At 70.8% G+C, this 22801-nt stretch carries 16 protein-coding genes; 7 read left to right on the top strand and 9 right to left on the bottom strand.

What is annotated here, in order from left to right; genetic code table 11:
• Positions 1-739: 739 nt before the first annotated feature.
• The 7 genes from WME73_RS03375 to WME73_RS03345 all read right to left on the bottom strand — a co-directional run bounded on the left by WME73_RS03375 (position 740) and on the right by WME73_RS03345 (position 11518).
• The gene (locus WME73_RS03375; protein WP_437914711.1) at positions 740-2302 is read right to left on the bottom strand and encodes a hypothetical protein; all 1563 of its coding nucleotides are present in this window, start codon (positions 2300-2302) and stop codon (positions 740-742) included.
• Between the two features lie 35 nt (positions 2303-2337).
• Positions 2338-2949 (bottom strand): hypothetical protein, encoded by a 612-nt coding sequence (locus WME73_RS03370; protein ID WP_437914710.1) that lies wholly within the window; start codon positions 2947-2949, stop codon positions 2338-2340.
• Between the two features lie 890 nt (positions 2950-3839).
• Positions 3840-5309, bottom strand: a complete 1470-nt coding sequence (locus tag WME73_RS03365; protein ID WP_437914709.1) for a PGRS family protein — start codon at positions 5307-5309, stop codon at positions 3840-3842.
• Between the two features lie 122 nt (positions 5310-5431).
• Entirely contained in the window at positions 5432-6559 is a 1128-nt protein-coding gene (locus WME73_RS03360) for a PEGA domain-containing protein (protein ID WP_437914708.1), read from the bottom strand.
• A gap of 14 nt (positions 6560-6573) precedes the next feature.
• A complete protein-coding gene (locus tag WME73_RS03355) occupies positions 6574-7758 on the bottom strand; it encodes a hypothetical protein (protein ID WP_437914707.1) in 1185 nt (394 codons plus the stop codon).
• Positions 7759-7787: 29 nt separating this feature from the next.
• The gene (locus tag WME73_RS03350; RefSeq protein ID WP_437914706.1) at positions 7788-10328 is read right to left on the bottom strand and encodes a protein kinase domain-containing protein; all 2541 of its coding nucleotides are present in this window, start codon (positions 10326-10328) and stop codon (positions 7788-7790) included.
• The gene (locus WME73_RS03345) at positions 10328-11518 is read right to left on the bottom strand and encodes a serine/threonine-protein kinase (RefSeq protein ID WP_437914705.1); all 1191 of its coding nucleotides are present in this window, start codon (positions 11516-11518) and stop codon (positions 10328-10330) included. Before WME73_RS03345 ends, WME73_RS03350 begins: the two co-directional genes overlap by 1 nt.
• A gap of 292 nt (positions 11519-11810) precedes the next feature.
• Between WME73_RS03345 and WME73_RS03340 the strand changes: the two genes are divergently transcribed.
• The 4 genes from WME73_RS03340 to WME73_RS03325 all read left to right on the top strand — a co-directional run bounded on the left by WME73_RS03340 (position 11811) and on the right by WME73_RS03325 (position 15824).
• Positions 11811-12134, top strand: a complete 324-nt coding sequence (locus WME73_RS03340; RefSeq protein ID WP_437914704.1) for a hypothetical protein — start codon at positions 11811-11813, stop codon at positions 12132-12134.
• A gap of 62 nt (positions 12135-12196) precedes the next feature.
• The gene (locus WME73_RS03335) at positions 12197-12820 is read left to right on the top strand and encodes a sigma-70 family RNA polymerase sigma factor (protein ID WP_437914703.1); all 624 of its coding nucleotides are present in this window, start codon (positions 12197-12199) and stop codon (positions 12818-12820) included.
• A 266-nt stretch (positions 12821-13086) separates the two neighbouring features.
• Complete coding sequence (locus WME73_RS03330; RefSeq protein WP_437914702.1) at positions 13087-13902, top strand: hypothetical protein; 816 nt, start codon at positions 13087-13089, stop codon at positions 13900-13902.
• A gap of 437 nt (positions 13903-14339) precedes the next feature.
• Positions 14340-15824, top strand: a complete 1485-nt coding sequence (locus tag WME73_RS03325) for an IS4 family transposase (RefSeq protein WP_437911522.1) — start codon at positions 14340-14342, stop codon at positions 15822-15824.
• 7 nt (positions 15825-15831) lie between these two features.
• On the opposite strand, the gene WME73_RS03320 is transcribed toward WME73_RS03325, so the two are convergent.
• Positions 15832-15990: a hypothetical protein gene (locus WME73_RS03320; protein ID WP_437914701.1), complete on the bottom strand. Its 159-nt coding sequence runs from the start codon at positions 15988-15990 to the stop codon at positions 15832-15834.
• A 323-nt stretch (positions 15991-16313) separates the two neighbouring features.
• Here WME73_RS03320 and WME73_RS03315 point away from each other — a divergent pair, with 323 nt between their 5' ends.
• The 3 genes from WME73_RS03315 to WME73_RS03305 all read left to right on the top strand — a co-directional run bounded on the left by WME73_RS03315 (position 16314) and on the right by WME73_RS03305 (position 21251).
• Positions 16314-17141, top strand: a complete 828-nt coding sequence (locus WME73_RS03315) for an electron transfer flavoprotein subunit beta/FixA family protein (RefSeq protein WP_437914700.1) — start codon at positions 16314-16316, stop codon at positions 17139-17141.
• A 105-nt stretch (positions 17142-17246) separates the two neighbouring features.
• Positions 17247-18218: an electron transfer flavoprotein subunit alpha/FixB family protein gene (locus WME73_RS03310; protein ID WP_437744122.1), complete on the top strand. Its 972-nt coding sequence runs from the start codon at positions 17247-17249 to the stop codon at positions 18216-18218.
• Between the two features lie 285 nt (positions 18219-18503).
• Positions 18504-21251: an ATP-binding protein gene (locus WME73_RS03305; RefSeq protein WP_437914699.1), complete on the top strand. Its 2748-nt coding sequence runs from the start codon at positions 18504-18506 to the stop codon at positions 21249-21251.
• Between the two features lie 64 nt (positions 21252-21315).
• Here the strand turns inward: WME73_RS03305 and WME73_RS03300 are convergent, their stop codons facing one another.
• Positions 21316-22800, bottom strand: a complete 1485-nt coding sequence (locus WME73_RS03300; protein WP_437911522.1) for an IS4 family transposase — start codon at positions 22798-22800, stop codon at positions 21316-21318.
• Position 22801 lies beyond the last annotated feature (1 nt).

The raw sequence follows: 22801 nt of genomic DNA, 5'->3' as shown, positions 1-22801 counted from the left end.
ACCGTGCCGCGTCTCCGCGACAAAACGGTCCCTACCACCCCAGCGCGGGGCACGTCCAATCATTTCTTGTTCTCTCCTTCAGCTCAGCTGCTCATAGACCGCAGCCCTCGTCTTCGACCAATCGCATTCCCTTGAGCCCTGCACAATTGTCACTCGGCAGCACGTATCTCTCTCTGCCCAGGCGCTCGCAATCGAGTGCATTCCCTTGGGAACTGCGGAATTGTCACGCGACACCACTTTTTCTCGCACCGCCCACAGCTCTCGTTTCCACCGAAGTTCCGGCACGCTCCGCTCGTCCCAGTTCGCCAGTGTTCCCGCCCGGCCTCGTGTTGCCGCCGTCGCCTGCATCACCGGCGGAGCATCCGCTTGCCGCTGCGCGGGTCACCCTCAGGACGCACCTCTCCCGTCGATCGCGTTCCATGCGATCGCCAGCATCTTCTTCTGCCGCACTTCGCGCCGGCGAGCGACGCCCTCGACGACGCCGCCCGCTATCTCATCGGTCGCTTACGGAAACGCCTGCTCCGCCGCTGCAGTGCCTTCCGCGCCCGCCTTATCCGACACGTTGTTGCTTCCGCCGGCTCTCCCCAGCGCCCGGCGTGCCGGGCTGTAGCGTCGTCGGCCCTTCCTGCTTCACCGCCTCGCCTCGGCAGGCGATCACGAACGACGGCCCACCGAGGCTTCCTCCTAGAATTGCATTCCGTTGAGCTCTACGAAGTTGCCACGCAGCAACACCTTTTTCTCACTGCCCGCAGCTCTCGTTTCCACCAAAGTTCCAGCACGCGCCGCTGGCTCCGGGCGTACCCGCGTTCCCGCCCGGCCCCGCGCTGCCGCCGTCCCCAACTGCGCCTTCGGTGAAGTCCTTCAACGCAACCGCTGCGCTCGGCGCCATCGCGTACGCGATGCCCACCGCATGGCCGCCTCGACCACCTCCGCCGGGACCGCCCGCTCCGCCTCGGCCGCCATCCCCACCCTTGCAGCCAGCGATTGAGGGCGATACCCCCGACGCAGTTCCTCCGACGGCGCCGAGACCGCCATTCGCCCCGCTCTGGCCGGCGACACCTTCCCCGCCCTTGCCCGCCTTGCCCACCGCGACCGTTACCTCCCTGAGCAGAAGTTTCGTCCCCAGACTCACGATCCCCACACTCGACCCGCCCGCCTTCCCACCGCCGCCTCCTTTACCGCCGCAGCCGCCGGCGCCACCACCACCGCCGCTCGCGCCCGGCCCCTCCACGGGGTCCGGAGTGGCAGGGCAGAACAGGCCGGCCTTGGCGCCACCGCCGCCACCTCCACCTTGACCACGCGTTCCGGTTACGCCGTTGCCTCCATCACCGCCGGCGATGCCGGCCAGCGACAACAGGGTGTCGCTCCCCACAACACCGGGACCGCCGTCTGCTCCAGGCTCGCCTGGCTCTCCCTGCCGGCAACTGCCCGCTACTTGCCCAGCGCCACCCAGTCCGTACTCGTCCGGGTTCTCCTCGGGCAGTGGCGTGCCGTCCTCACCTGTCAGGCCGTTGCCCCCCTCGGTATCAATAATCCCTCCAAGCCCGCCTCGACCGCCACTGCTCGTCTCACCGCGCTCACACATCGTCACGCCCGGCTGGCCGCCACGAACCGCTGCCGGAAGCGAGCACGCATTCGTGCCCACCATCCCCGGCGCGCCCTCCTGCGGCGCCTCCGCCGGCGTCGCGCCGTCCTCCCCATCCATCCCATCGCCCGCGGTCACATCCACCTGCACCAGTTCCGCCTCGATGTCCGCCACCGCCACGCCGATCGACGACCCGCCCCGCGCCATCGCGCTCGCCGCGCTCACCGCGAAGCGCCTCACCTTCGCTCCGCTTGCGCCTTGCCCGAGCGTCAGCGCCACCGCGCCAGCAGGCCCCTCTATCCCGCTCCGCGCTTGTCCGCTCCACGTCCACCCTGCCTCGCAGTCGAAGCCCCCTATCACCTCGATCCCCGCTTCGATCGTCACGCTCTCCGCGAACGGCTCGCTCGCGCACGCCAGCACCCGCTTGCCGTTCGCTTTCGCTACTGCCTCCCCGAGCGACACGTACGGCCTCGCCTTCGTCCCATTTCCTCCCGGCTCCGCCGTGGCACTCGCGAACACCGCGCACTCGTCCGTCACCGTGCTCGCGTCCTGCGTCGGATCCGCCTCACATGCGGGGTTCGGCACACTGCCGCCACCACCGTCGAGATAATCAGGACACGTGAGCAGGAACTCGCAGTCATCCGTCAGCCCGACAGACAGGTAGTCGCAGCCGCTCGCCGCCATGGAAACTGCACCCCAGCTCATCAACCACATCATCCATCTGTTCCTCATTGTGCTCACCTTCGCCCCGCTCACCACACTCCCACCACGAAGACACCGCCCCCGTCTGCGTACGTCTGGGGCAAGACGCGCAGCGCGCGACCCGCCGATGTGGCGCGTTGAGGCCACAGCGCATACGTGGCTGCGGCGATCGCCAGCGCCCCCGACGCCGCATAGCTCACCACGGACACCGTGCCGAAACGAGCCGCGCGCCCCGCCTCACGCTCCACGTCGCGGCAACTGTAGATCAAGTCGCTCGGCGGCTCGATGCACTGTCCGTGCATCTGCTGGATCTGCGCTCGATGTCCATCCGCGTCGCTCCGCGCATTTCTCGACGCCACGGTCATCCCGATCCCCACGCCGAGCCACACCGCACTCGCCGCCCCCAGCGTGATCACCGGCACCCAATTCCTTCTCTTGTCCGGCAGCGGTCGCGGCTCCACCAGCACCGCCTGCGGCCCCGCCACGCGCCCGACGATCCCCGCACCCGTCGCGCTCCCGCCCCCCTCCATCGTCGCTCCTGCCGCCGTCGACTCCTCGCTCTTCGCCATCGCCGCGTCGGCCGTCTCTCCCATGACCACTCGCACCCGCTGCTCGCACCACGCAGTTCGCGCGGGGGTGCTGACGACAACAGCAATGAGCACGAGGATGCCCATACCCGGCCCGTGCTCGGCCCTGCGCGCCTGCGCGCGATCCGCCCCTCCCATGTCCCGCGCTACGCGCCGGACGCGAGGGGCCTCCTGAGGCACGGGGACGTTCGAGCCGGCGCTGCGGCTCCGCCATCCCGCCGCGCCGGGCAGCTCTCGCGCGAAGCAAAAGCGACCTGCTGCCGGGCTCCCTTCAGCGACCGTCGGATAACATCCGCTCTCGCGGCCCGACGCAGAAGAAGTCAGCAGATCAACGGTACCTCCGCCCGCGCCTTGGGCAGTCCACTCTGTGGTGGTGAAGTTGTCAGCGCCGGGGAGCCCACCGTGCCGCGTCTCCGCGACAAAAGAGTCCCTATCACCCCGGCGCGGAGTGCGTCCAACCATTTCTTGTCTCCTCCTTCAGCTCAGCTGCTCGCGGAGCACCGCGCTCGTCCGCCGCTCCTCCGCATTGCGTTCAGCTATGAAGAATTCTCAACCATCCTCGCCGCGCTGCTCACTTCACTGCCCGCAGCTCGCATTGCCCGCGAAGTCCCAACATTCTCCGCTCACGCCTGCCTCGCCGGCATTCCCCCCCGCCGCCGTGCCTCCGCCTTCGCCCGCTGTGCCCCGTGAAGTTCGCCAAGGGCTCTTCTGAAATCAAAACCTTTTCACCCAGTTACGCGCAGCCATGCAGGACTGTGTCAGAATCGTAGGGTCGTCCTCACTTTCTCCGCCGCTCGCCGGTAGCAGCGATCCAGGGGGCTCTGCTCACCGCCCCCCGCGTCATCCGCGGGCACAACTCTCCCCTTCGATGGCGCTTCGCGCGATCGCCAGTTCCTCCTCCCGCTGCGCTTTTCGGCCCCGCGGGCGGCGTCCTCGAGGACGCCGCCCGCTACCTCATCGCGTGCTTACGGAAGCTCCTGCTCCGCCGCCGCCAAGCCATCGGCGCCAGCGTTCTCCGACACGTTGTTGCTGCCGCCGGGCCCCCCGGCGCCTGGCGTGCCGGGTTGCAGCATCGTCTGCCCTTCCTGCTTCACCGCCTCGCCTCGATACGCGATCGCAAGCGACGGCCCACCAAGGCCTCCTCCTCCTGGACCGCCGTTGCCTCCCTGGCCTCCTTGCCCCCCGGCGCACGCAGCCTTCGAGCCACCCACGCCCGTGCCGCCAACTCCGCCGAGACCGCCAAGCCCACCTGGCTGAAGGTCGCCACCGGCACCTCCCTTGCCTCCGTTGCCCGCCTTCAGCACGCAGTCCTTCAGCGTCACCTTCCCCTCAACGCTCGCCAGCGCGATGCTCGCGCCGCCCGCTCCACCGCCTTGCCCCGGCAGCCCGCCGCAACCGCCAGGTCCGCCGCTGCCGCCACTCGCCCCAGCTCCCCGCATGGCGCCTGAGCAGATGGCCGCGCCGCCCTTCGTGCCGCCGCCTCCGCCGCCGCCTTGACCTGGCTTGCCCGCTTCGCCGGCTCTGCCGCTGACCCCCGTGTAGCCTGATGAGTTCAACGTGCCGAGGCCGGTCGCGGCGACGCCGGCATCGCCCGGGGCGCCGTTCGAACCATCGTCGCCTCGGCCATTGGGTTCCGCGCCGCCACAGTCCCAAGCGCCGGAAAACGGTTCGCCGACGCCACCACGTGCGGTCTCTGCGGTGCCTTGGCTCGTCGCACCGTCGCCGCCATTGGTCACATTACCATCACCACCACCACCGCCGATCGACAGATCGCCACCGCACTCATTGACCACCTGGGCGCCTCCGGACAGCGCCGCGTCTGACCCCGGGGTGCCATCAACATCACTGCATGCATCGGTCCCGGCGTTCCCAGGCGACGCCTGCGCCGGCACCTCGGTCGGCGCATCGTCTCCCTCCGCACCATCCGCACCGTTGCCCGCGACCAGCTCGCACCGCGCTAGCTCGACCTCCGCACCGTCCACCAGCACCGCGATCGACGACGCCCCCAGCGCCTGCGCATCCAACGCGCGTGCCGACACATCCTCGATCCTCACTGCGCCCTCGCCCCGCGTCACCTTCAGCGCGATCCCCTCTTCGCCGGGCGCCACGACCGTCTTCGCCGTCTTGCCAATCCAGACCCACCCCTTCGCGCAGTCGAGGCCACCGAAAAGCTTCGCGCCCGCTGGCAGTTCAACCGCTTCCTCGAACGTCTCGGCGCACGCATAGACCCCCGTCCCGCTCTGCGCAGCGCGCCGGAGCCCTTCGGCGAGCGTCGCGACCGGCTCAGCCCGGGTACCTACGTTGCCGTCGTTGCCTATCGACGCCACGAAGACGCCGCACGTGTCATCCACGGCGGCTTCGATCTCGTTCGGCACGCATCCGGAAGGCACGACTTCACTACCCCGGCCCCGGTACTTCTCGCACGTGAGCGTCATCTCGCAGTCGTTCTCGATGTGGTACCAAAGCCCGTCGCAGCCGCTAGAAATCCATGCAATCGCGACAGCTGTTCCAAGCAGGGTTCGCCTAAGCGTTCTCATCGATCGTTCTCCGGCTCGACTCACCATGCACCCGCCATCACAAGCCCGAAACCATCACCCCGCAACTCCGGCAGTACAACCAGAGCTGTGGATCTCTCGGCCCTTGGCGCCGGCCACAGGGCATATGTTAGTGCGGCGGTGGCGAGCACGCCCGACGCGATGTAGCTGCCCAGCGCGATGTCTCCTAGGAGACCGGCACGCTCACTTGAATCATGAAGCTCGGAACATCGCTCTGTAAAGGACGGCGACGCCAAGCAGCCGCCCCCGGCAGCGAAGATCTGGTCCCGTTGCGCACGAGCTTCCGAGTTCGCACTGTTCGACGCCACCGTCATCCCGATCCCCACGCCGAGCCCCACCGCGCTCGCCGCCCCCAGCGCGATCACCGGCACCCAGCTCCTCTTCTCCGGCAGCGGCTGCGGCTCCACCGGTCCCGCAGGCGGCTGCCCCATCACCGGCGCACCAGCCCCCGCGCCCGGTGCACTCGTGCCCCCGTCCGGCGTCGCCCCCGCCGACGCCTGCGGCTTGGCTTTCACTGGCGTTATCGCCAGCTTCGCCTCCGCCGTCCCTCCCTTCGCCACACCCACCGTCTGGCTCGCCGGCTCGTAGTCCAGATGCCTCGCTTCCACCTGGTGCTCGCCAGGGTCGACGAACACCTCCCCTTCCAGCGGCGCCCGGCCCACGATCTTGCCGTCCACCAGCACGTCTGCTCCCGCTACGGTGACCGACACCTTGAGCGCACCCACCTGCGCTCGCGACTCCGCGAGCCACTGCTCTGCCCTCGGCTTCAGCTTCGCCACGGTCTTCAGCAGCGGCCAGTTTCTCAGCGCGAACGAAAGGTACTGCGCTGCTTCTCGGTGTTTCTGCAGCTTGTATTCCGTGTTCCCGAGGTTGTACGCCACGTCGAACGTCGGGTTCAGCTCCCAGGCCACGAGCAGCGCCGCCTCGGCTTCTTGGTACTTGCCCTCCAGATAGAGCGACTTCGCTTTGTCGACGAGCGCCTCGGCGCGCTTCGCCGCGTCGGCGGCGCTGGCAGGCCCCGTCCCTGGCGCGGCCGGCGGCGCCGCCGGCTGAGCGGCAGCGATGTCAGGCGCGGCCATCAAGGTCGCAACGGTCAGCAATACAGCAAGCGATCGGCTGGTCATCATCATGGCTCCACGCGGTCTCACTCCATCCATCCTTCGTCTTGTGGCCGCTCCGTGGGTGCCGGCGCGGCCGGAGTCTGCGGTCGCTGCGGCGCCACACGCGTCGGCCGCGCGGGCGCCTGCGGCGCCGGGGCCTCGGGCGCGGGCGCGGGCGGTTCGCTCGCCGACGCGGTGTCGTCGAGGCTCGGCTCGATCGCCTCGGACGCTGCCGGCGCCAGCGACGGCAACCGCTCCGAGGCCGCCGGCGGCGCCTGCGTGCTCCGCGCCGGCGCCCCGCTCGACGGCGGCGCCGGCTCCGGCTCTTTCGGCGGCGTCTCTCGCCGCAGGAGCATCGCCAGCACGAACGGGCTGCTCACCGCGATGACCGCCAGCAGCACCATCAGCCACGTCGGCATCCACTGCCGGCGCCTTCCCGTCGACTCCGTGGCGGCCGGCGCCTTCGGCACCGCGACCGGCGGCGGCGTCACCGGCAGCAACGACGACGGCAGCAGCGCCTTGTCGATCGGCGGCAGCGCTCGATCCGCCCACTGGCTCTGCTCCGTCGCGCCGTGCTGCTGCACCGGCACGCCGTGCTGCTGCACCGGCACGCCGTGCTGCTGCACCGGCACGCCGTGCTGCTGCACCGGCACGCCGTGCTGCTGCACCGGCGCGCGCTGCGGCGCCGCCGCGCCCCCGAACACCGGCACACGCTGCGTCACCATCGCGCCCTGCTGCACCGGCGCGCCCTGCGGCTGCACCGGCACTCGCTGCGTCATCGTCGCGCCGTGTTGCGCCGCCGCCGCCCCGTGCTGCACCGCCGCGCCGTGCTGATGCGCGGCCGTCACCTGCGGTCCTGCCGGCTGCTGCGCCGTCGCCGGAAGCCGCGGCGGCACAGCTTGCGCCGGCACAGCTTGCGCCGGCACAGCTTGCGCCGGAAACGGCGGCGGCACCGCTTGCACCGGCAGCGGCGTCCGCGTCGCTTGCGCCGGAAACGGCGGCGGCACCGCTGGTTGCCCCTTGGCCAGCGCAGGCACCACCGGGAACTGGAACAGCGGCTGTCCCGTCGGCTTCTGCTGCTGCATCTCCGTCAGCGCTCGGTCCAGCTCCGGGTTGTTGAGCGCCTGCTGCAGCTTCCGCTCCGCAACCTCAGGATCCGCCTCGCGCCGGATGCTCTCGAGGTCCGGCAGGTACTGCCGGATGTCGTCGCTGTCCTTGTTGCTGCCCATCGAAGACCTCTCTCCTCAGCGACCACACACTAGAACGGCCTGCACCCCGCCGTGGCGCATGGCCCGGCCGGCTTCGCACCCTGTTGCTTCGCAGGCGCGGCCGGCTTCGCGGGCGCCCCCTTCTTCCGCTCCTCGATCACCCGCAGAAACGACGGCTTCTGACGCTTCGGCATCGGGTAGAAGTCCCCGTCGTCCTCCGTCTCCGCCGGCGCTGCCTTCACAGGCGCTGCCTTCGCCGGCTCTGCCTTCACCGCCGCCGCTTGCTCCTTCGCCGCCGCCGCTTGCTCCTCGGGAGCAGGCGCCTCGGCCTGCGCTGCCGCCCCCGTCTTCTCCACGGCTCCGGCCTTCACCGCCGCCTCGGCCGTGCTCGCCGTCGCCTCCGGCGCGGGCGCCGCCGCGCTCGCCTCGGGCGCGGGCGCCTCCGGCGCCAGCGCCGCCGCGCTCGCCTCGGGCGGCGGCGCCGCCGGCGCTGCCGCTGCCGTCGCCGCGCTCGCCGTCGCGCTCTCGGCTGGCGCCGCCGATGCCGCCGGCTCTCCTGTCACCGGCTCCGGCGCCGTGCCGCGCGCCGAGCGCAGCCCCAGCACCGCGCCCACGCCTCCCAGCGTCAGCGCCAGCGCCACCAGCGGCGCCAGCACGTACGCCCTCGGCGCTCGCCGCGGCTGCGTCAGCAGCGCCGCCACCGGCGTCATCGGCGTCTCTTTCCGCAACGACTCCGCCGGCCCCGCGCTCGGTGCCGTCACCGAGTTCGGCGCCGCTGGCCGCGCCGCGATCGGCGGCGCCGTTCCCGGACGCGACGCCTCCGTCGCCAGGAGCTGCGGCGTCACGTACGGCAGCTCCACCTCCTGCGGCGGCTGCGGTGCCGCTCGTCGTGCCTCCCTCAATGGCACGGCGTGCTGCGTCTCCATCACCGGCAACGGTGGCGGTCCACCATACCCGTGCGCCCCCGCGTGATACCCCTGCGCCCCCGCGTGATACCCCTGCGCCCCCACGTGCGACGCCGGCCCGCCGTACGACGGCGGCATCGGCGGCGGTCCCGCATACGCCTGCGGCATCGGCACCAGCCCACCATACGACTGCGGCATCGGCGCCGGCCCACCATGCGACTGCGGCATCGGTACCGGCCCACCGTGCGCCTGCGCCATCGGTACCGGCCCAACGTGCGCCTGCGCCATCGGCACCGGTCCCGCATACGCCTGCGCCCTCACCTCCGCCGGCGGCAACGGCCCAGAATAACTCCCCGCCCTCACCTCCGCCGGCGGCTGCGGCATCGCCGCCGCCCCCGCTCGCTGCGCCATCCTCTCCGCCCACGCCCCGGACAGCTTCGCCGTCGACTCCAGCGGCTTCAGCGCCGGCAGCGGCTCCGTATGCCCCACCCCCCGCCCCCGCGGCACGCGCGACGCCGGCGCGAACGGCAGCGCGCTCGCCGGCGCCACGAACTGCTCCAGCGGCGCCGTCTCCCCGTGCACCACCCGCCGCCCTCTCTTCTTCTCCTCCTCCGCCGCCGCCGCGCTCCCTCGCTCCATCCCGCCCTCCTGCCCCGCCTCCTCCGTCTCCGCCTCGTCCTCCACCGGCGCGCTGTCCTCCAGCGCCACCCCCGCGAACGCCGCCTGCCGCTCCGCCTCCATCCGCTCCCGGGCCAGCCGCTGCGCCAGCACGTGCCCCGCCGGCACCGTCTCTCTCAAGAGCCCCCGCAGGTCCCGCGCCACATCGTCGAACCGCGGATACCGCTCCTCGCGGTCGATCGCGATGCACTTCGCCACCACCGGCCACACGAACTCGGGGCAATCCGGCACGATCTCGTGCACTGGCTCCGGCGCCGCCACCAGGTGCCCTGTCAGCGTCTCCTCCGCCGTCGCCGGCTCGCTGTCGTCCAGGAACAGGTGCTTCCCCGTCAGCACCTCATAAAAAATCGCACCGAACGCGTAGATGTCCGTACGCCCATCCGGCCTCGCCCGCTCCACGCGCTCGGCCTTCCTCGAGCTCGTGTACAGCATCTTCACCTGCTCCGGCGAGATGTACCTCACCGTCCCCACGTCCGGCAGATCATCGGTGTTCATCCCGCCGTCCGCGAACTTCGCTATCCCGAAGTCGAGCAGCCACACGTGCCCTTTCGCGTCCGCCTTCGTCCCCACCATGATGTTCTCGGGCTTCAGGTCGCGGTGCCATATCCCCTTCGAGTGCACGAACGTCATCGCGTCCGCCACCTGCAGCATCACGTGCATCGCGCTCAGGAAGTCGAGACGGTATGCCTTGTTGAGCAGCTTCCTCAGCGTCCTCCCCTCGAGGTAATCCATCACGATGTACGCCACGTGATCCGGCGACACCCCGGCCTTCCTCATCCGCACGATGTTCGGGTGCTTCAGCTTCGGATAGAACTTGCACTCCTGCCGGAACCGCCTCGCGAAGTCCTCTCTCTTCAGGTGCCGTGGCAGCATGCACTTGATCGCCACGACGTCTTCCGAGTAGTCCTCCACCGCCTTGTACACTTCCCCCATCCCACCCGCGTCGATCACCTCCGTGATCCGGTAGTCCAGGAACACGTCCCCGGCCTTCAGCGCCTCCCGCGCCATCACCACACCCCCATCCCGCGCAGCACGAGTGCCGCGATCGCCGAGAACACCACCGTGCTCGCAAGCGTCAGCCCCGCGAACAGCCGCGCGTCCACCGGCGCCTCCCCCGCCTCGACCGCCACGCCCGCGCCGGCCCTCGTCCCGCTCGTGCCCTCCGGCATCGCCTCGAACCACGCCCTGCTCTCCGGCCCCCACCCTGCCTCCGCCTCCGGCATCCGCGCCGCTCCGCCGCTCCCGTCCTCCTCCGCGAGCTCCGCCCCGATCCGCCCAAGCTCCTCCGCGAACGCCTCGGCGCTCTGGAACCGCTCCTCCGGCCGTTTCGCCAGCGCCTTCAGCACCGCACGGTCCAGCGCCGCCGGGATCCGCTGCGCCGCGTACCGCGACGGCGGGGCCGGCGTCTCCACCACGTGCGCGCGCAGCAGCGCCAGCGCGTCCTCGACATGGGCGAACGGACCGTGCCCCACAACCAGCGTATACATCAGCAGCCCCACCGCATACACATCGGCCCGCGCATCCACCGGCTGGCACCGCGCCTGCTCCGGCGAGGCCGTCCGCGGCGTCCCCACCAGCAGTCCGGCGTCGGTCGGATACGCCGGCCCGTCCACCGCAGGCGGCGCCCCCGGCGCCGCGCCGGCCAGGGCGCCGTCGAGCACCTTTGCGACGCCGAAGTCGAGCACCTTCGCGACCCGGGCGCTGCCCGGCGCCGCCGCCCCCGGCGCGCACAGGAACACGTTGTCGAGCTTCACGTCGCGGTGGACCAGCCCGACCCGGTGCGCCGCCGCGAGCCCCGCCAGCACCTGCCGCACCAGATCGATCGCCTCGGCCACCGGCAGCGGACCGCGCCGCTCGAGCTCCTCCCCGAGCGTCGTCCCTCGGAGCCGCTCCATCACGAAGTAGGGACGCCCCGACGGCGTCTGCCCCAGGTCGAGGACCGACACCACGTGCGGCGACGACACCGCCGCCAGCGCCCGCGCCTCCACCTGGAGCCGATCCGCGAACCGCGGATCGTGCGCCAGCGCGCGGCGGACGAGCTTCACGACGACCCGCTTCCGGAGCGCGCGGTGCTCCGCCTCGACGACCTCCCCCATGCCCCCACGCCCGAGCACCCGGACCGCCCGGTAAGGTGTCCCTTCCAGCACATCCCAGGCACCGCCCGAGCGCCCTGAGCCGTCTGAGGTGCCGCGTTCCACCAGCGAGGTCTCCTGAGATGGAAATCACGACCAGGGGGCCGGTTCAGACAAAGAAAATGCACCCCCCGCGTCGATTCATGAAAACCTGCATCAAATCAAGGTGTTGCCTGCCCACCGGGACCCCGGCCCAGGCCCCCGGCGCAGGGCCCCGGCCCGCGCCCGGCCTGGCCCCGCCGCCGGGCGCGGACAAAAGATCCCCGCGCGTTGCTTTCCTTGTCTGAAACGCCCCCTTGGCCGTGATTTAGGAGAAGGAACGGGCGCCGCACGCGGGCCCCCTCCGCTCGAGGTCACCATGACGCACGACGCTTCCGACGAGCCCGACGCGCTGGAGCCGCCCGGCGGCGCCGATCCCCTCCTGGAGGACTGCCTCGCCGACGCGCTCGGCCCGTACCTCGGCGCGCTCTCCCCCGAGGAGATCGAGGACTACCGCAGGCTCCTCACGATCTTCATCAAGACGCACCCCGTCGCCGCGCCGCTCTACGACCGCCTGCGGGCCCGGCCTCCGGTCCCCTCCGAGAGCGGCGAGGTCGCCCGCGACGCCTCGGGCGCCGGCGGGCCCGCGGCTGGCGAGGCGGCGGCGGCGCGCCGCGACGGCACCTTCGGTGGGCGGCGGTGACCCGCGGCCAGCGCCCGCCTCCACCTCTCCCTGACCAGGAGCGCGTGCTGGAGGCGCTGCCCATGGCCCGCCACGTCGCGCGCACGACAGCGCAGGTCCATGGCGTGCGGACGTCCCAGCGCCTCGAAGACTGCGAGCAGGCGGCCTATCAGGCGCTCCTGGAGGCCAGCCCCGGATACGACCCGACCCGCGGCGTCCCGTTCAGCGTCTATGCCTGGAAGCGGGTCGCCGGCGCCGTCATCCGCCTGATCACCCGCGAGGCGTCGTTCCAGCGCGCCGGGCTCGACGCCTTCCTCGATGCGGCCGAGTCGGTGCGGGACACGAGCGACCCGTTCAGCGACGACGACGCCGACGCGCGGGAGCAGCTCCTGGAGCCGTGCCGCGCGCTCGTCTTCGCGCGCTTCGTCGCGCACACCGGCGAGCGGCTCAAGGCGCATCCGGAGGACGCCATCGCGCGCACCCGCGCGTTCGAGGCGCTCGGGGCCGCGCTCCGCGGCCTCGACGAGCGGGAGGCGCGCCTCATCGAGCTCCGGTACTGGCAAGACCTCTCCTGGGCCAAGGTCGCGGCCGAGCTCGGCGTCCACGAGAAGCACGCCATGCGCATGGACGAGCACCTGCGCAGGCGGCTCCGGGGCGATCTGCGGGCGAGCGACGTCGAGGAGCCGCCGCCGAGCGAAGGGGCCTGAAGGGATCTCGCGCCGGACCACCCGAGCTTCCGGCGCAAAAGGCAATTACAGGCGATAACACCGTCCTCCCCCCTTGAGCCCCTCTTGAGCCGCGAATCAGCTGTAATCGAGCCGTAATTGAGCCGCGGCGCCCCTCCCGGACGCGCCGCGGGCCGACTCGAAATCTCGCGCCGCGCAAAAGAGGCTTTACAATGCCCATCCGGACTGAGAGCTTGACGAATGGTGCATTCCCCGGCGCGTCGCCGGAGGACAACCAAGGAGGCACCATGGCCCTCAAAGACCTCTCTCCTCGTCAAATGGTCCAGATCACCGGCGCCTGGCTCGACCCGGAGCGCGAAAGGCCGCGCCTCGGGTCGCTGAAGCGGTGCGCCCCGCTCATCGACGATATCGAGGAAGCGCACGAAGGCGTCTTGAAGTCGCACCGGCGGCAGAAGAAGGCGAACGACGAGCTCTCCGCGATCCAGCAAAGGCAGGTCGTGGTCGATCAGATCCACGATCGCAAGGCGCGCGGCGCCCACGCGGTGCTCACCGGCTTCGCCGATCTGGCCGACGATCCCGAGGACGCGGCGATTTACCTCGAGATTCGCGATCAGCTCTTCGCGGATGGGCTCAAGTTCATCGGGGCGAGCTACAGCGATGAGGCCGGCGAGGTGAAGCTCGCGCGCGACCGGCTGACGCCGGAGTCCAAGGCGGCGCTCCGGGCGCTGCCGACGCCGGGGGGCAACCTGCTCAAGGCGGTGCAGTCGTGGTTCGCCGCGGGCGACGAGCTCGGCAAGCTCGACGCGCAGCGGATCCACCTTTCGGCGGAGGACCGGCCGGGAGCGGCCGAGTCGCCCGGCGGGCAACTCCGGGCGCGCAACCGCTGGATCAAGGTGGTGCGCAGCGTCCTCCAGATGCTGGAGCTCGAGGAGGCCGGCGAGGAGACGGCGCGCCGGCTGCTCGCGCCGCTCCAGCGGGAGACGGCCAAGGCCGAGCGCCGGCGCTCGGGCGGCAAGGAGGAGACCGACGTGGAAGGCGGCGCGCCGTCCGACGCCGGCGAGAAAGCGATCGACGAGGGAGCCCCGGCGACCGGCGTGGATTGACGGGGCCGCCCCTCCGCCGGGCCCTCCGGGCTGACTCGATCCGTTGACCACCCCCCTCCGCCGGGCCCTCCGGGCTGACTCGATCCGTTAACCACCCCCCTCCGCCGGGCCCTCCGGGCTGACTCGATCCGTTAACCACCCCTCCGCCGGGCCCTCCGGGCTGACTCGATCCGTTAACCCCCCCCTCCGCCAGGCCCTCCGGGCTGACTCGATCCGTTAACCACCCCCCTCCGCCGGGCCCTCCGGGCTGACTCGATCCGTTAACCACCCCCCTCCGCCACCCCCCTCTCAACGGATCGCATCCGTAAACGCTCCCCTCCCCCGACCATCGGTCACCAGCGGGTCGTGAACGTGGTCGTGAACGTGGTCGTGGTCGTCTGAGGATCCCGCACATCTTTTTTTGATCCGTTTCGGACCCGCCAAGCGTCTGAAATGTCATGGGAAATCCCGATGTGCCGGAAACGATGCCGTCGATCGTGCGCGAGTTCGAGACGGTGCAGCTGGGCGATGCGCGCCTGCATCAGCGGGTCCGGGCGGTGGTGGCACGGCTGAGCGTCGCGCCGGGCGAGAGCTTCCCGGACTCGCTGAAGACAGAGGCAGAGCTGGAGGGCTTCTACCGGCTCCTTGGCAATCAGCGCGTGTCGTATGGTGCGCTGGTGCAGGCCCACAGCGAGCAGACCCTCGAGCGGATGGCCGGTCACGACACGGTTCGCGCGGTGCATGACACCACCGCCGTCGCCTTCGACGGCGACGGCGCACGCAAAGGGCTCGGTCCGCTCAACGGCAAGGACACCCAGGGCTTTTTGGCGCACGCGACGCTCGCCGTGGCCACCGACGCGATCAATCAGCCGCTCGGACTGCTGGGCCTTGCCTGCTGGGCCCGCAAAGCCTCCGCCCTGTCCAAGAGCCCACGCAAGAAGAACAGGACGGGCAGCGACTATGCGCGCGTGACCGACAAGGAGTCGACGCGCTGGCTGCGGCAGGTGGAGGCGGCCGAGCAGGCCGTGGGCGACCGCACGTCGCTGCTGCACATCATGGACCGCGAGGCCGACGCCTACCCGCTTCTGTGCGCCATGGTCGAGCAGGGCCACCGCTTCGTCGTGCGCATGGCGCGCGATCGGAACGTGTCGGAGCTGGCCGAGGATGAGGAAGAAGCGCTCGACGACGGCGCACGGCTGCGGCTGAGCGAGGCGCTGGTCGAGCTGCCGATCCGGCTCAGTCGCGAGGTCGTGCTCACCCAACGCCGCGCCGGCCCTGTCCCGGCGAGCAAGCGCGCGCACCCCGAGCGCTCGGAGCGGAGCGCCACGCTGGGCGTCGGCGCCCGGCGCATAGCGCTGCGCCGTCCGTACTACCTGCCCGAGCTGGCCGAAGAGCTCGCGGTCAACGTCGTGCTGGTGCAGGAGATCGACACGCCCGCGGGCGAAGAGCCGGTCGCGTGGGTGCTGGCGACCAACGAGCCCGTCGACACGCCCGACCAGATCGCAGCGATCGTCGACCATTACCGGGCACGGTGGCTCATCGAGGAGTTCTTCAAGGCCCTGAAGACCGGCTGCGCCCTCGAGACGCGCCAGCTCGAGAGCTTCCGGAGCCTGACGAACGCGCTGGCGCTGTTCGCCCCGATCGCGTGGCAGATGCTGCTGCTGCGCTCTCTGTCCCGCGTTGAGCCCAACGCGCCCGCGGAACGAGCCCTGAACCCCACGCAGCTGAAGCTGCTGCACCAGCACCAGCCCAAGAAGTTGCCGGCTCAGGGGGCGACGGTAGTCGATGCGCTCTACGCCGTTGCCGGTCTTGGTGGACATCTCAAGCGCAACGGTCCGCCTGGCTGGCTGACGCTCGCGCGCGGAATGCAGACCTTGCTCATGCTGGAGACGGGCTGGAACGCCGCCGTTGCCAACTCAGCGAAAACTAAGGGGGAAATGTGATCAATCCTCAGTCGTGGTCGTGGTCGTCGACGGCACAGTCGTGAACGTGAACGGCCCCCGGAAGTCGCCGCTCCCATTCGTTGGCCAAGGGTTTCGGCAGAACGTTCACGTCAACGATCGAGCCGTCGACGACCACGACCACGACCACGACCACGACCACGTTCACGTTTACGACGCTCTCCTCCCCCTCTCGATGGATCGCCTCCGTTACGCCCCCCTACGCCACCCCCTCACCATGGATCACCTCGCCTCTCCCGCTCCGCGAGACCCCTCACAATGGCTCGCGCCCTTCGAATAGGCCGTCGCGTCTGCTTGACGCACCACGTCGGCGCTGCCATGACCGGCTCCCTCCGCCTCGGGCGTGCTGTTTCAGCCGCGCGCGCCGGGTCCACGCATGGGGCCGCCGGCCCGGCTGCCGCAGGCGTGGCGCGTCCTTGCCGAGGCGGACTACGCTCTGCGTTACCACACAGCAACAGGAGCCACCGAGCCGTGAAGATCCTCGTTCCGCTCAAGCGCGTCGCCGATCCGGATAACGCGAACAAGGTGAAGATCCCCGCTTCCGGGGACAAAATCGAGACGACCGGGCTCGAGTGGAAGCCGAACCCGTTCGACGAGTACGCGCTCGAAGCGGCGCTCCGCCTGACCGAGGACGGCAAGGCGCCGAAGACGCGGGCGGGCGAGGTCGTCGTCGTCACCTTCGGACCGAAGGAGACCGAGCAGACCCTCCGCGCCGCGCTCGCCACCGGCGCCGACAAAGCCATCCGGGTCGACGTCACCGACGACAAGCTCGACGGCGACCTCGTGGCTCGCGCGCTCAAGACGCTCGTCGAGCGCGAGAGGCCCGACGTCGTGCTGATGGGCAAGCAGGCCGTCGACGGCGACTCCAACCAGGTCGGCCAGATCCTCGCCGAGCTGCTCGACTGGCCGCTCGCCACGTTCGCCGCGACCATCAAGGAAGAGAAGGGCGCGCTCCTCGTCGGCCGCGAGGTCGACGGCGGCGTCTCCACCCTCCGCGTGCGACTGCCGGCCGTCGTCACCGTCGACCTGCGCATCGTCGCGCCGACCAGCGTCTACTCCCAGAAGACGGCGCCCGCGTTCAAGTACAACGACGGCGTCCGCTTCGCGGCGCTCCCCGCGATCATGGCCGCCAAGAAGAAGCCCCTCGCCGAGGTGAAGCTCGCCGACCTCGCCGCGGACCAGGCGCTCAAGGTCCAGTACAGCGCGTTCCAGCCGCCCCCCGCGCGCAAGGCGGGCATCAAGGTGAAGGACGTCAGCGAGCTCGTCTCGCGCCTCAAGAACGAGGCGAAGGCCATCTGACGGGACGCAGCAGGGACAAGACCGGACGCGACAAGAGGTCGAAGACATCGAGGGTGCCGCCGACGCGGACCCCGACCCGCAGCGGCGGGTCGTGCAGGAGGGATCATGGCTGACGTTCTCGTGGTGGCCGAGGCCGCCGATGGAAAGCTGAAGAAGACGACCCACTCCGCTGTCACGTTCGCGAGGCAGGCGGCGGCGGCGCTCGGCGGGACGTACTCGATCCTCGTGATCGGCGACGCCCTCGGCGACGCGGCCGCCGAGGCGGCGACGCTCGGCGCGGCCAAGGTGCTCGTCGCCCAGGCGAGCTCGCTGAAGGACTACGTCGCCGAGCGCTACGTGCCGACCGTCGCGGCGGCCGCCAAGGGCGCCGCCGTCGTCGTGGGCACCGCGAGCGCCTACGGCAAGGACCTGCTCCCGCGCGTCGCGGCGCGGCTCTCGGCAGGGTTCGCGAGCGACATCTCCGAGCTCCTCCCCGAGGGGGGCAAGCTCAAGTACAAGCGCCCCATGTACGCCGGCAACGCGTACGGCGTCTGCACCGTCTCAACCCCCGTCCAGGTCGTGAGCGTCCGCCAGAGCGCGTTCGCCGCCGCCGAGCCCACCGGGTCGACGTCGCCGATCGAGCAGGTCGCGGTCGTCCCGCCGAGCGCGGCGGCCGAGCGCGTCGAGTTCGTCTCCTTCGACCAGGTGAAGAGCGAGCGCCCCGAGCTCACCGAGGCCAAGGTCGTCGTCTCCGGCGGCCGCGCCCTGAAGGAGCGCTTCAACGAGGTCCTCGACCCGCTCGCCGACGTCCTCGGCGCCGCCGTCGGCGCCAGCCGCGCCGCGTGCGACGCCGGCTACGCCGCCAGCGACCTCCAGGTCGGCCAGACGGGCAAGGTCGTCGCCCCCTCGCTCTACGTCGCCGTCGGCATCTCGGGCGCCATCCAGCACCTCGCCGGGATGAAGGGCTCGAAGGTCATCGTCGCCATCAACAAGGACGCCGACGCGCCCATCTTCCAGGTCGCCGACTACGGCCTGGTCGCCGATCTCTTCGCGACCGTGCCCGAGCTCGTGAAGCAGATCCAGGCAGCCCGCAGCTGATCTTCGCGCGACCGTCCTCGCGCGACCGAGACGGCCGACGCAACCAACGCAACGGACGCGACCGACGCGGCCACCACAACCGACGCGGCCACCACAACCGACGCGACCAGCACAACCGACCCCGCCGGGGTGCACCTCGTCCGCCCTCCAGCGATGCGAGCGTACCCCGGCTCACCGGATGAGTCCGTCCAGCGAGAAGTTCACGTTCACGGGCGCGATTTCCGTGTCAGGTCGCGCACGTAGCATCTTGTTCGCGTCCTGCGGCCGTGGGATCCCTTGAGCTCTATGCCCGAACGCCCGGACATGCCGATCGTCGCGGCGCTCGCGCAGGCGCGGGCATTGCTGTACGACACGGCCACGACCACGGAGCAGCGGCGGCTCATCGGCCCGACGGTCATGGAGATCGACCGCGCGATCGTGAGCCTCGATCCGACCGCGAGCGCCTCCTTCGAGCTCACGCCGCTCGCGGCGTCGGTGCCGCCGGTCGACACGGAGATCGAGGCGCTGCGCCGCGAGGTCGAGCGGCTGCGCGTGATCACCCAGCACGAGCGCGGGCTCCTCGACGCGCTCCTCAGCGAGAGCCCTCACGGCATCATCGTCTCCGACAGCCAGGGCAAGCTGATCCTCCAGAACCGCGCCTCCGAGCGGATCTGGGCCGGCAGCTCCACCGCCGAGAACGTCGAGGGCTGGGGGCGCTACCGCGCGTTCCACCCCGACGGGCGGCCGTTCGAGGGCGGCGACTGGTCGATGGCGCGGTGCCTGTCGCGCAGGGAGAGCGTCCCCGCGGAGGAGGTCCACTTCCAGCGCTTCGACGGCACCCACGGGATGCTGCTCGGCAGCTGCGCGCCGCTCTTCTCGCCGGAGGGCGAGATGCTCGGCGCGGTGTCCATCTTCGCCGACATCACCCAGTTCAAGCAGCTCGAGGCGGACCTCCGGGTCAGCAAGACCAAGTTCTCGACCACCCTGAAGAGCATCGGCGACGCGGTGATCTCGACCGACGGCACCGGGCGGATCGACTTCATGAACGCCGTGGCCGAGACGCTGACCGGCTGGACGCTCGATGAGGCGAAGGACCGCCGCCTGTCCGATGTCTTCCGGATCATCTCCGAGCAGACGCGCCACGACCTCGACAACCCCGTCACCGAGGTGCTGCGCCACGGCGGCATCATCGGGCTCGACGACACCACGCTGCTGCTGCGCAAGGACGGCTCGGAGCTCGCGATCGACTCGAACGGCGCGCCGATCCGGAGCGAGGAGGGCGAGCTCGTCGGGCTCGTGCTGGTCTTCCGCGACGTGACCGAGAAGCGGCTCGCCGACAAGCGGCGCTACTTCATCGGCGAGGCGAGCCGGCAGCTCGCGCTGTCGGGCCTCGACTACGAGAGCACGCTGGCCAACGTCGCCCGCCTCGCGGTGCCGCACATCGCCGACGCCACGGTGGTGGACATCGTCGAGCCGGACGGCTCGCTCGGCCGGCTCGCGGCCGTGCACGCGAGCGACACGAAGAAGGCGCTGGGGCGGGATCTCCCGGCCCGCTACCCGACGGATCCCGAGGTGCCGCGCGCGGTGCACGCGGTGCTCCGGTGCGGCGAGTCGCTCCTGCTCCCCGAGGTCGAGGGCATGGCGTGGCAGCGCGCCGCGTCGCTGAAGCCCGGCAACGAGTGCTGGTCCGGCGCGCACGATCCGGCGTACCTCGCGCTGCTCCGGGAGCTCGGCGTCCGCTCGGCGATGATCGTGCCGCTGCGCGCCCGGGACCGGACGCGCGGGGCGATCACGCTGCTCTCGACCGAGCCGAGCCGGCGCTACACCGTCGAGGATCTCGCGCTCGCCGAGGAGCTCTGCAACTTCGCCGCGCTCGCGCTCGACAACGCCCAGCTCTACCGCGAGTCGCAGCAGGTCAACCGCGCCAAGGACGAGTTCCTCGCGACGCTCTCGCACGAGCTCAGGACCCCGCTCACCGCGATCCTCGGCTGGGCGCGCATGCTGCGGCAGGGCTCGCTGAAGCCGGACACGCACGTCCGCGCGCTGGAGGCGATCGAGCGCAACGGCACGCTCCAGGCGCAGCTCGTCGAGGACCTCCTCGACGCCTCCCGCATCATCACCGGCAAGCTGCGGCTCGACGTGATGCTGGTCGACCTGCCGCCGGTCATCAACGCCGCCATCGACGCGGTCCGCCACGGCGCGGACGCGAAGGGGATCGAGCTGCTCGTGCAGCTCGACCCGAACGCGGGGCCGATCTCGGGCGACCAGACGCGGCTGCAGCAGGTGGTGTGGAACCTCCTGTCGAACGCGATCAAGTTCACCCCGCGCGGCGGCAAGGTCTCGATCCTGCTCGGCAGGGCCGAGGGCCTGGCCCGCATCCAGGTGAGCGACACGGGCCAGGGCATCGTGCCGGAGTTCCTGCCGTACGTGTTCGACCGCTTCCGCCAGGCCGACAGCACGAGCACGCGGCCGCACAGCGGGCTCGGGCTCGGCCTTGCGATCGCCCGCCACCTCATCGAGCTCCACGGCGGCACCGTGAAGGCGGAGAGCGCCGGGGACGGCAAGGGCGCGACGTTCACGGTGGACATCCCGCTCGCGCCCCGGGGCGCCATCGCGGCGCTCCGGAGGGCCGACGGGCTGGTCCCCCTGTCCAACGAGCTGGAGCCGACGCTCCAGGGCGTCCGGGTGCTGATGGTCGACGACGAGCCGGACGCGCGGGAGCTCGTGACCACGGTGCTGGAGCGCAAGGGGGCGAGCATCACCGCGGTCGCGACGGTCGACGAGGCGCTGTCCGCGATCGCGCGCGAGAAGCCCGACGTGATCCTGAGCGATCTCGGGATGCCCGGGGAGGACGGCTACAGCCTGATCCGGCGCCTGCGTGCGCAGAGCCCCGAGCAGGGAGGGCGCATCCCCGCCGCGGCGCTGACCGCGTACGCGAGCGCCCAGGACCGTACACGCGCGCTGCTGGCCGGCTTCCAGTCGCACGTGCCCAAGCCGATCGAGGCGTCGGAGCTAGCGGCCGTGATCGCCAACCTGGCGGGCCGCACCGGCTAGGACCGCCCCCGACCACGCCCCCCCAACGTGGTCGTGGACGTCAACGTGGACGTCTGAGGATTGATCACATTTCCCCCTTAGTTTTCGCTGAGTTGGCAACGGCGGCGTTCCAGCCCGTCTCCAGCATGAGCAAGGTCTGCATTCCGCGCGCGAGCGTCAGCCAGCCAGGCGGACCGTTGCGCTTGAGATGTCCACCAAGACCGGCAACGGCGTAGAGCGCATCGACTACCGTCGCCCCCTGAGCCGGCAACTTCTTGGGCTGGTGCTGGTGCAGCAGCTTCAGCTGCGTGGGGTTCAGGGCTCGTTCCGCGGGCGCGTTGGGCTCAACGCGGGACAGAGAGCGCAGCAGCAGCATCTGCCACGCGATCGGGGCGAACAGCGCCAGCGCGTTCGTCAGGCTCCGGAAGCTCTCGAGCTGGCGCGTCTCGAGGGCGCAGCCGGTCTTCAGGGCCTTGAAGAACTCCTCGATGAGCCACCGTGCCCGGTAATGGTCGACGATCGCTGCGATCTGGTCGGGCGTGTCGACGGGCTCGTTGGTCGCCAGCACCCACGCGACCGGCTCTTCGCCCGCGGGCGTGTCGATCTCCTGCACCAGCACGACGTTGACCGCGAGCTCTTCGGCCAGCTCGGGCAGGTAGTACGGACGGCGCAGCGCTATGCGCCGGGCGCCGACGCCCAGCGTGGCGCTCCGCTCCGAGCGCTCGGGGTGCGCGCGCTTGCTCGCCGGGACAGGGCCGGCGCGGCGTTGGGTGAGCACGACCTCGCGACTGAGCCGGATCGGCAGCTCGACCAGCGCCTCGCTCAGCCGCAGCCGTGCGCCGTCGTCGAGCGCTTCTTCCTCATCCTCGGCCAGCTCCGACACGTTCCGATCGCGCGCCATGCGCACGACGAAGCGGTGGCCCTGCTCGACCATGGCGCACAGAAGCGGGTAGGCGTCGGCCTCGCGGTCCATGATGTGCAGCAGCGACGTGCGGTCGCCCACGGCCTGCTCGGCCGCCTCCACCTGCCGCAGCCAGCGCGTCGACTCCTTGTCGGTCACGCGCGCATAGTCGCTGCCCGTCCTGTTCTTCTTGCGTGGGCTCTTGGACAGGGCGGAGGCTTTGCGGGCCCAGCAGGCAAGGCCCAGCAGTCCGAGCGGCTGATTGATCGCGTCGGTGGCCACGGCGAGCGTCGCGTGCGCCAAAAAGCCCTGGGTGTCCTTGCCGTTGAGCGGACCGAGCCCTTTGCGTGCGCCGTCGCCGTCGAAGGCGACGGCGGTGGTGTCATGCACCGCGCGAACCGTGTCGTGACCGGCCATCCGCTCGAGGGTCTGCTCGCTGTGGGCCTGCACCAGCGCACCATACGACACGCGCTGATTGCCAAGGAGCCGGTAGAAGCCCTCCAGCTCTGCCTCTGTCTTCAGCGAGTCCGGGAAGCTCTCGCCCGGCGCGACGCTCAGCCGTGCCACCACCGCCCGGACCCGCTGATGCAGGCGCGCATCGCCCAGCTGCACCGTCTCGAACTCGCGCACGATCGACGGCATCGTTTCCGGCACATCGGGATTTCCCATG

It is taken from the genome of Sorangium sp. So ce302 (assembly GCF_051530145.1).
GTDB lineage: Bacteria > Myxococcota_A > Polyangia > Polyangiales > Polyangiaceae > Sorangium > Sorangium cellulosum_B.
This window is presented reverse-complemented; position numbering and strand designations above follow the sequence as displayed.